At 54.9% G+C, this 8,495-nt stretch carries 13 protein-coding genes; all 13 read right to left on the bottom strand.

Annotated features, from left to right (window positions below):
• Positions 1–258 precede the first annotated feature (258 nt).
• On the bottom strand, positions 259–1,254 hold the full coding sequence (locus tag ACR0DL_RS21320; RefSeq protein ID WP_480691265.1) for a site-specific integrase: 996 nt from the start codon (positions 1,252–1,254) through the stop codon (positions 259–261).
• Entirely contained in the window at positions 1,248–1,454 is a 207-nt protein-coding gene (locus ACR0DL_RS21315; RefSeq protein WP_480691263.1) for a hypothetical protein, read from the bottom strand. The genes ACR0DL_RS21320 and ACR0DL_RS21315 overlap by 7 nt, the downstream gene beginning before the upstream one ends.
• Positions 1,455–1,667: 213 nt before the next feature.
• The gene (locus ACR0DL_RS21310) at positions 1,668–2,006 is read right to left on the bottom strand and encodes a hypothetical protein (protein WP_480691261.1); all 339 of its coding nucleotides are present in this window, start codon (positions 2,004–2,006) and stop codon (positions 1,668–1,670) included.
• Positions 2,007–2,180: 174 nt separating this feature from the next.
• Positions 2,181–3,638 (bottom strand): hypothetical protein, encoded by a 1,458-nt coding sequence (locus ACR0DL_RS21305; RefSeq protein WP_480691259.1) that lies wholly within the window; start codon positions 3,636–3,638, stop codon positions 2,181–2,183.
• Positions 3,635–4,048: a hypothetical protein gene (locus ACR0DL_RS21300; RefSeq protein WP_480691257.1), complete on the bottom strand. Its 414-nt coding sequence runs from the start codon at positions 4,046–4,048 to the stop codon at positions 3,635–3,637. The genes ACR0DL_RS21305 and ACR0DL_RS21300 overlap by 4 nt, the downstream gene beginning before the upstream one ends.
• Complete coding sequence (locus ACR0DL_RS21295) at positions 4,045–4,407, bottom strand: hypothetical protein (protein ID WP_480691255.1); 363 nt, start codon at positions 4,405–4,407, stop codon at positions 4,045–4,047. The genes ACR0DL_RS21300 and ACR0DL_RS21295 overlap by 4 nt, the downstream gene beginning before the upstream one ends.
• A gap of 23 nt (positions 4,408–4,430) precedes the next feature.
• Complete coding sequence (locus ACR0DL_RS21290; protein ID WP_480691253.1) at positions 4,431–4,787, bottom strand: HNH endonuclease; 357 nt, start codon at positions 4,785–4,787, stop codon at positions 4,431–4,433.
• Entirely contained in the window at positions 4,784–5,347 is a 564-nt protein-coding gene (locus ACR0DL_RS21285; RefSeq protein WP_480691251.1) for an HNH endonuclease, read from the bottom strand. Before ACR0DL_RS21285 ends, ACR0DL_RS21290 begins: the two co-directional genes overlap by 4 nt.
• A complete protein-coding gene (locus ACR0DL_RS21280) occupies positions 5,337–5,774 on the bottom strand; it encodes a recombination protein NinB (protein ID WP_480691249.1) in 438 nt (145 codons plus the stop codon). The genes ACR0DL_RS21285 and ACR0DL_RS21280 overlap by 11 nt, the downstream gene beginning before the upstream one ends.
• Before the next feature lie 118 nt (positions 5,775–5,892).
• Entirely contained in the window at positions 5,893–6,288 is a 396-nt protein-coding gene (locus ACR0DL_RS21275) for a single-stranded DNA-binding protein (RefSeq protein WP_480691247.1), read from the bottom strand.
• Positions 6,288–6,902, bottom strand: a complete 615-nt coding sequence (locus ACR0DL_RS21270; protein WP_480691244.1) for a lambda exonuclease family protein — start codon at positions 6,900–6,902, stop codon at positions 6,288–6,290. Before ACR0DL_RS21270 ends, ACR0DL_RS21275 begins: the two co-directional genes overlap by 1 nt.
• Positions 6,895–7,644 carry an ERF family protein gene (locus ACR0DL_RS21265; protein WP_480691242.1) on the bottom strand — a complete coding sequence of 250 codons (750 nt, stop codon included), beginning with the start codon at positions 7,642–7,644 and terminating at the stop codon, positions 6,895–6,897. The genes ACR0DL_RS21270 and ACR0DL_RS21265 overlap by 8 nt, the downstream gene beginning before the upstream one ends.
• 299 nt (positions 7,645–7,943) lie before the next feature.
• On the bottom strand, positions 7,944–8,495 hold a 552-nt coding region (locus tag ACR0DL_RS21260), incomplete at its 5' end, for a YdhT family protein (protein ID WP_480691240.1).

Here is an 8,495-nt window from a genome sequence, read left to right as displayed (position 1 = left end):
TTATCTGTTTCCCGGTTTCTGCCTTTGTTCCCGCTATGTCTTGGGAAATTATAAGGCTAAGTGGTTGAATTCTAATAATCCGCGCAAAATTTAGGTTCTGGCGACGCAAGTCGTGTAGGTTCAAGTCCTATCACCCGCACCATACTGTTTTTGCACGAAAAATTCAAGGTGATGCCTGCGTCTGGTTTGCGCATATTTTTCGAGTTTCCCACTTAGTTTCCCACTTTCACGTTCTGGTCTTGTTCTGTTCTAACGATTCTATCGGCGTCTTTGCTGCGCGCTTTTCGATAACCGCTTCTGGTTTGCGCGGCTTCGATACTTCCTGACCATCTCGAGCGTTTTGTGTCCGGTGACTGCCTGAATCTCGCTGTCACTACATCCAGCCTCAGCTAGCGCCACAGCGGCGTTATAGCGCCACCCGTGTATGACGTAGCTCAAGGCGTCTACTTTCTCCCTCACATCCATAACGCGCTGCTGGATGGTTCGTTTGGCGATTCCTTGCGTGAGGTTTTTTGCCATCATGAATTTGCCTTTTCGGGGTAGGGCGTCCAGGTACACGCTAAGAAAGTGCGGGCAGGCCACCCATAGCCTTTCGTCTGTCTTGTCCTGCACCACAGCAATGAATTCGCCGTCGTAGTGCGCCCATTCCATACGGACCACATCACCGATCCGTTGGCCGGTGCCAACTCCAATCATGAACGCGGTCAACTCCCACTCTAGGTCGTGCTTGCGGCAATAGTTCTCAAACGCCTTTAGCTTTGTGTCGGGCCATGGCTCATACTCGCCGCCTGTCAGCTTCGTGACGCCGCTGGCCGGGTTGGCTGTGATCCATTCAAGGTCGATTGCATGGCGGGAAAGTATAGATAGCATTTCCACCATGGAATTGGCCTTGCGCCATGTGTCGGCGTATTTGTCGCGCGCTGCGATGACACCCTTTCGGCGCAGTTTAGTAAAATCTGCTTTGCCGTTCTTTTCGCGGATCAGCTCAAGTGACCGGCGGTATTCTTTCTGGGTGCCGGGTTTCTTACGCTTAAACTCAGGCGTTTGGTAGTAGCTCTGAATCAAGACGTCGAATGTGGTTTTAGTCGCCTTCTTGCGGTTGCCGGATCTGATGGCCCAATACTCATTGTCGAATTCCTGGCTGTCAGGATCGTTGGGTAGTCTCTGGTATGTCTCGCCACGTCGAAAATAGTAGTAGGTCCGACCTTTGACGGATTTTGACACAACATATTTTCGGGTCAGCTTCTTTACCATGTGATTTCATCGTCATCCATTTTAGTGCCGTTCAGAACGGCGTTAAGCTCAGCCACGCTCCACCGCTCCACGCCGGGGGCGACTGGTTTTGGTCTCGGCAGTGACCCAGCGCGAACAAGGCTCTGGAACCGCTCAAGACTCATATCCATCATCTTAGCGGCGTTTTTCACTCCAACAGCAATCGGGGTAATGCGTGTCATATTCCCTCCTGTGTCTCTTGCGGGGTCATGGGGTGGGGTCGAAATCAAATTCAGATATTTGGCGTTTAGTTTCTTCGCGGGCATCTTTCAGAGACAGCCTAACGCCATCTAAAAATTCGATTGGAAAAACTAGAATCCACCCTAAGCAGTGAATCATCCAAGGGCGTGCCCACGGCTTAACCTTTCTGCTTTTCGGTAAATATCTAACTCGCATCACCCCTCCCCCTCTGTTGTGGTGGCCTGTAGGGCGGTGCGGGCTGACTCCATGGTCGCAATATGTCTCTCGTCGAACCATTCGCCCATGCGAAACGGGTCTTCTTCGTCATATTCGATTGGTCGTCCTGACTCCTGTACCAATTCGTCAATTATATTGAGGCAACCGCCCAATGCCCCCGACAACTCGTCTATGCGCTTCTGCTGGGCGGTGAGGGCGTCGGCGCATTCAGAGAATGTCCGCCCCATTGCACCACGCTCATGCTTTCCCGGTGTCCCGGTTCTAAGTCGATAGCTAGCTTTCTCAGCCCGCTCTATAAGCTTGCTTGTGTCAGTCATTCGACCCATCCTCATAATCTAAAAACACGGGTTCTATTTTCCGGCCAGAATCCAGATATTCCGGCTTCGTTAATCGCGCTGCAGCTTTGTGTTCCTTCAGCATTGCCCGGTAACAACGACCGCAAAGGTTCTCGCTGTATTTACACTGGTTGCAGTGATCCGGCCCCCAATCAGTCATTCGCTTTCTCCCAATAGAGCGCGCAGGGCGGCGGTAAATGCGTCCAATATCGCTTTATTATTGAACCAAGGCGTTTCCGAAAGTTTGCGGCCAATAGCAGAGGCGATCGCTGTTTTTTCGTCATCTGTAAACTCTTTACTCAACATCATGTGAGCCGCTTTTGCCATTGGTGGAAACTTAACGTCTTGCTTCGGCATGTGATCATAAGGCAGAGCTGCCTCCTGCACGGCGTCAGGCTGCAATGACGATTGCAGTTCAACACAACCTTCTTTCGTGTGACCACAAACCCGGCAGTCACCTTGCGCTTGAATGTCAGGCGAATAGGTGTGCTTTGTTATCGGACCAAGCACGGCGTCAGGCTGGGCCGCTACGGGCTGTTCGCCGGGGGCTGGGGGCAGGGGCATCCATGCGTCGGGTTCGTCTGGAATAAACGTTCCGTCCCGCGTCATCCAATCGTTCTGCCCTTCGCAATACCAAGCAAGTTCGATCCCTTCGACAGAATTCACGAGAACATCGGTAGCGTTCTTCTTGACATTCTCAAGTTCCGGATCATCCATCCCCCGCCATCCGGCCACAGGCGCAGGGGTGACGTTGACTTGGGATAGGATGCGGCTCTCGTAGTCGGCTTGGGCTGCTGCTTTGGCAGCTATCAATGAGCCGTCGCCTTGCGGCCCGTGCGGATAGCAAACGGTGTGTGAAAGCTGGCGCGTATACAGATTCCAATCTTTCCCCGCTACACACTCCCAGACCCACCCGATTGCAACCGCATGAGATTTGTCGGGGTGATCCTCCCACTCCAGCGGCTTCACCGTCACCGCAGCGGGGGCCACAGTCGCAGGGGTGACAGAAACTTCCCCTTCAAGCTCATCGTTTTGAAGCGCGTCAAGTGCGGCAATTGCTGTGCGCAAATCGCTATAATCAGAAGGCTCCAAGCTCGGCCCTTGCAGGTGCGATAGGTGTCTACGCAACAAAATAAGTATGCCGGGGTCAATATGGCGTGGCACCGTCACCGCAGCGGGGGCCACAGGCGTGGGGGTGAGGGCGGATAGAATGCGGCGTTCGTAATCGGATTGAGCAAAAGCCTGAACTTCTTCCGGCTCAAGATAATCATCGACAATCCTGATAGCGTATCGGGTGCAATCACCGTCATCCGTTAGGTGTAGATCACAGAACATGGCCGATGGCCTATCTTCATCGTCACTTATTGAATATGTTCCAATACTTGTAGCCGCACGACAAACAGTTCCGTAATCGTTGGGCCATTCCCACACCAGCGGCTTTACCTTCGGTGCTGCGCGGGAAGCGGCGCGGGTGTTCCAGCCAACAAGGCTATACTGTCCGGGACCAGCACAACCGCAACTGGGGCAGCACACAAACTGGTTATCAGAAGGCCCGGTTAAATAAGCGTCTGGGCTGCCGCAAAACGGGCACGGTTTCAGGACTTCATCAGTCATTGGCTTTGCTCCTTGAGGGATTCCACATAGCGCGCGGCTTGATATTCGTACTTTTGGCGCAGTTCAGTTGCCGCCTCATCCAGCCCTTGCAGGCGTCCGCGTTGCTCGCCTTCCGCGCGCGCTTCTGTTGTCTTGGATTGCTGATAACGTAGCTTTTCCTCCAGTTCCTCAACACGGGCTTGAAGGGCGCGATACGCCTGCCAATCCTCATCAAGCACAAGATGATCAGCAATGAATGACATACCGTCACGCGGACCATCAGGGCCGTTTGGATGCGTTATTTCCTCAGCTTCTTCCATCGTATAGCGACCAGCAATAATGGCGCTTGCCGTGTAGCCTTGAGAATCCGGTCGGTAATAATAGCCGCTCTTACGGATCAAAAATCGCGCCTCTCTGCTAATGTCAGTCATGCTTCACCCCGTGCTTTGGCTCTCGCCGCTTTTATTGCGCGAGCTTCATCCAAAGTTATCGTAATTGTAATCCTGCACTCGCCACTCCACTCAGGGGCATCAAAATCCACGCTCTTAAGGCAAGAATAAACAGGCCCCAACGCCTCATACAGTTCCGGCGCTGCGGCGATGAGGGCCATGTTTGCATCGAATATATCATCAAGGCCAAACGCTGACGGTACGACAATAACAGCAACGGGGGTGCCTCCATTCGGCCCGACAAAGCCAAATGTGTTTTCACCACCCGTATCAATCGACCAATCGCATTCTTGACCAACAAGCCATGGGCCCGACGTGAACTTTGTATCTGTATCTGTCATGTGTTTTCCCTCGTGCTTTCCGGTCATTCACGCACCTTTACGACAGAGCCATCCATTCGCTTCCGTAATCCCGTGCCTTTTGAGCCCGGTATCTTGCGCTTGGGTGCAGTCTGGTTCTTTCGCCGCTTGTCCTCGCGCCGAACCTTCACAATGCGGGGTATGTCCTGACCGTATGTCTTGGCGTCGTGGCACTCGACCCGTAGGACTTCGCAATTCTCCAGGTCATTGGTTCCCCCAAGCATGTCAGGCAGCACATGGTCATAATGCGGGCGTTCCTTGGGGTGTTCACCGAAGGGCCTGCCACAGCCACACTCACAGATCCCGCCAGAGCGTTCATATGCGGCCTTCTTGGTCTTTAGGGAGAACTCGCGGCGGCTCACTTGCTGTTCCACCCATACATGGCTTCAGCATGAGCCCTAGCCTGTACAGCATCCCATTTACTGGCGAAGGTTCCCAAGTGAATCAGATGTTTGTTCACCGTAATTGAGGCGACCCACTTGCCGGGCGTGGGGGATTTACGAACCCCGTATACACCAGATACATGCCCTTCAGGGGTCCCCCTGTTCTGCATACTCTGACACGGGCTCACCAATCGTAGGTTACAGGTTCTATTGTCGTGTGGTTTCCGATTGATATGGTCTACAATCCCATCGGGCCACTCGCTGTAATGCAGAGCATACGCAACTCTGTGCCCTAGCAACCTCCATCGTTTACCAAACAGCCGAATAGCAACTGAGATGTAACCGTCTTGGGTCTTATCTGTGATTTGCTTGCCCGCAAACTTTGCATTCCAGCAGCCCCGAACTCTGGTTAGGTGGCTAGATGGCGCGTCGAAGTGCTTTGCCTCCCTGGACCGCCAAAACAGTCCGCCTGTTTCGGCCTCATACCGAACCAACTCACTTAGGGTTCGGAGGCAAAACTCATTCCCTTTAAACTCCATTTTTGGTCTCCGGTACTGTCAGGTTCACGCCTTGCTGCGAATAGGTGCGAAACACGGCGTCAGCGAACCGGCCTAACTGGCTGGTTGTCATGATGCTGGTGACGGGCACCCATTTAAGCGCTGCGCGTCGTTTCTCGGGGTCTGGGTACATGGTCCTAAACTTGTCGTAGAACTCGACAAAATCCGGGTCTTCGGCCAGCAGGATTGGAATGCCCTGCCAGCCCTTGCAATCTAACTTGACCTCATCGACGTACTCGCCTGTTTGCTTTGCTATCTCGCCAAACCATTTGTGGATCAGAGCGTTCTGGCTCAGCGTCCGCTTAGGTGGTCCAATGGTGCAGACCCACCCGTCCGTGGCCTGAAACACGGCTTGCGCGGCTTCTCCTTTCCTTGTCAGGCTGGATAGGGTGAAGGTCTGCGGGGTCATCAATAGACCCTCTCATGCTTGCCGCATTTGGTGCAGGTGTAGCTCCACCCTGGCACGAGGGCCTGAAACTTTGACAAGCGCCATTCGTGGCGGCAGATCAGTTGCCTAAACCAGCGCATCAGAACGGAATCTCGTCGTCATCGATGCCACCCGATGCCGGGTTGCTATACCCCCCGCCGTATGTGTCGTTTGATTGGCTGGGCTGTCGATCCTGACCGCCTCCAAGCATGGTGATTTCATCCACGCTGCACTGAAGGTACACCTTGCCGTTGTGTTCGCGGGCGCTCGGACGGCCTTCGATGGCAACGCGGGTTCCTTTGGTAAGGTAGGGGCCGATACCTTCGCCGCGCTTGCCCCAGAGGGAACAGTCAAACCACGTTGCATCGCGTTTGTTGCCTTGTTTGTCCTTGCCGTTGTCCACGGCGACCGAGAAACCGGCCACAGCGTCACCGCCTTGTGTGCGTCGGATTTCAGCGTCTTTACCGATTGTCCCGGCAATGAATAATTTCTGCATCAAGCAGCCTCCTTAGATATCTTGGTGAGTGTGTCTGTCATGGCATCGACGCCCGCGAGGAACTGAGTCACAGCCGCTGTGATCTCCTCGGACAGCTCGGCGTTGGCCTCAACGCGAGAAACGAAAAGCTGAATGTCTGGCGGAAAGGATGGACAGAATGAAACGAAGTCACACCATTCCCGGCCTGTGCAGATCATCTGCCAATGCATTTGCAGCATGTAGTTGCGGGCGATATTTGAGCCGGTCAGCGTTTTGATATGGGTCGCGGGCTGAGGGCATTTGATTTCCACTAGCCCGTCAGCGCCCACCAGCCCGTCAGGGCTAGCGCCGGTCATTGCTAGCGTCGGGTGCGAGATAAAACCAACCTCGGCCACATCAACGCCGCTCGTTAGCTCATACATGGCCCGCGCCTGTGGCTCGGTATCTGTGCCGTGCTGCATGGCTGCACTGGTGAAGGTCTCGGTTGGCTGGCCCGTCAGGCGCTCGCACACAAGCTGCGCCTGATAGTTCTGAAAGCCTGCCGTTGTGGGCTTCATCATCACATCAGCGATGCGTGAGGCCGTAACTTTTCCAAGCCTTTCCTGGTGCCATTCTGGGGTGCCCTGCTCAACCATTAGCCTTGGCCTCCATGTACTTCTTGAGGCGCGTCATGGCGTCGTTGAATAGGCTTGCTGGAAACTGTTGCAGATCCGCGTTTTCGGGGTCTTTGTGCCCAAAGGCTAGGTGAAACTTTTGCGGCTCCATTCCGCTTTCTTCAAGCTTGTCGCGCAGGGTGACGAATTGCTCAGCGGTTATCGTGTTGACTGGCGCACCGTTGCCGTCGTTGTCATCGCCAATTGCGATATCAAATACCGCGCAGAACAGATAGCGGCGTCCGTAAGACGTGGTGCTGCCGTAAGCGTGGGTTTGGGTCTTATTTGCGGTGCCCTTCATTCCCTTGTCGTCAATCGGAACCTCTGACACGTCGCTGATAGAATGACCCGCACGGCTGAGGGTCCAACGCATGTTGATATACCCGTCACGCCCTCCGATCACGGGCACGGCGCTAAAGCTGAATCCGTGGCTAGCCAGGATCGGCTTACACTCGTCGTAAATGTCTTTCAGTTTAGCAAACTTGCTGCGCGTTTGGTCGTTGTCATGGCGCGCTGCAATTGCTGGCATTTCAGCCTGCGCTGCGGCCTTCGCTTCATTGAACGCCGTTTCTGCGGCCTTGTCTTCAAGCCGCTCTTTCATCGCAAGCATACGTTCCAGCTTGTCGATATCGGCATTCGGGTCCATCGCCACTCGCTCAATCATGGAAACCATAGGATCGGCGGGCAGTACGTTCTGTTCTTCAATTTTGGCGACCTTAGTCATACCTAGCCTCCTTTCAGGGCTGAATCTGGATGACCCCAGCGGGCGCACTGGGAGGAAAGTTCCCGCCGGGGTCGTACTCGCCGCTAGACGAGAACTCGGTAATGGTGAGAGCCGTGAATATGGCTGCGAAAAGCACGAAGTCGGGCCGCACTAGAAAAAAGGTGAAGTCACTCATCTCCCCACCCCCGCAATAAGGGCGCACGCAATCAGTGCAGCCAGGATGATTGCCTTGCAGTGGAACCATTCGTTAACTATGTCTCGGCGCATCTGGGGCGCGTTCAGGCGCTCGAATACGTGTTTCATGACGTCACCTCGACCAGATTGCCGCCCTCGGCCCTGTACCAAGTGTCAGGTTTCAAGCCGCCCTTACCGATGCAGCCCGTCGCGAATCCAACGCAATCGCCGTTATCGTTAAACTCAGCAACGGAAACCCATGTTCCGTCAGGGCCGCGAACCTTTGCGTTGTACCCGGCGCTAGCTACAACAGACTTTTGCCCAGAAACATCAATCCGTGCGGAGTCGCCGCTGGACCCGATCTGTGCGGAGTTGCCGCTGGACCCGATCCGTGCGGAGTTGCCGCTGGACCCGATCCGTGCGGAGTTGCCGCTGGACCCGATCTGTGCGTAGTCGCCGCTGGACCCGATCTGTGCGGAGTTGCCGCTGGACCCGATCTGTGCGGAGTTGCCGCTGGACCCGATCCGTGCGGAGTTGCCGCTGGACCCGATCCGTGCGTAGTAGCCGCTGGACCCGATCTGTGCGTAGTAGCCGCTGGACCCGATCTGTGCGTAGTCGCCGCTGGACCCGATCTGTGCGTAGTCGCCGCTGGACCCGATCTGTGCGGAGTTGCCGCT

This window comes from Ruegeria sp. BB5, from assembly GCF_056539405.1.
The sequence above is the reverse complement of the archived record's forward strand: the minus strand, read 5'-3'. Positions and strand labels throughout refer to the sequence as shown.

Coding starts and splice junctions, on each gene's coding strand:
- ACR0DL_RS21320 (WP_480691265.1), bottom strand. CDS start 1,254: ATGGTAAAGAAGCTGACCCGAAAATATGTTGTGTCAAAATCCGTCAAA.
- ACR0DL_RS21315 (WP_480691263.1), bottom strand. CDS start 1,454: ATGACACGCATTACCCCGATTGCTGTTGGAGTGAAAAACGCCGCTAAG.
- ACR0DL_RS21310 (WP_480691261.1), bottom strand. CDS start 2,006: ATGACTGACACAAGCAAGCTTATAGAGCGGGCTGAGAAAGCTAGCTAT.
- ACR0DL_RS21305 (WP_480691259.1), bottom strand. CDS start 3,638: ATGACTGATGAAGTCCTGAAACCGTGCCCGTTTTGCGGCAGCCCAGAC.
- ACR0DL_RS21300 (WP_480691257.1), bottom strand. CDS start 4,048: ATGACTGACATTAGCAGAGAGGCGCGATTTTTGATCCGTAAGAGCGGC.
- ACR0DL_RS21295 (WP_480691255.1), bottom strand. CDS start 4,407: ATGACAGATACAGATACAAAGTTCACGTCGGGCCCATGGCTTGTTGGT.
- ACR0DL_RS21285 (WP_480691251.1), bottom strand. CDS start 5,347: ATGGAGTTTAAAGGGAATGAGTTTTGCCTCCGAACCCTAAGTGAGTTG.
- ACR0DL_RS21280 (WP_480691249.1), bottom strand. CDS start 5,774: ATGACCCCGCAGACCTTCACCCTATCCAGCCTGACAAGGAAAGGAGAA.
- ACR0DL_RS21275 (WP_480691247.1), bottom strand. CDS start 6,288: ATGCAGAAATTATTCATTGCCGGGACAATCGGTAAAGACGCTGAAATC.
- ACR0DL_RS21270 (WP_480691244.1), bottom strand. CDS start 6,902: ATGGTTGAGCAGGGCACCCCAGAATGGCACCAGGAAAGGCTTGGAAAA.
- ACR0DL_RS21265 (WP_480691242.1), bottom strand. CDS start 7,644: ATGACTAAGGTCGCCAAAATTGAAGAACAGAACGTACTGCCCGCCGAT.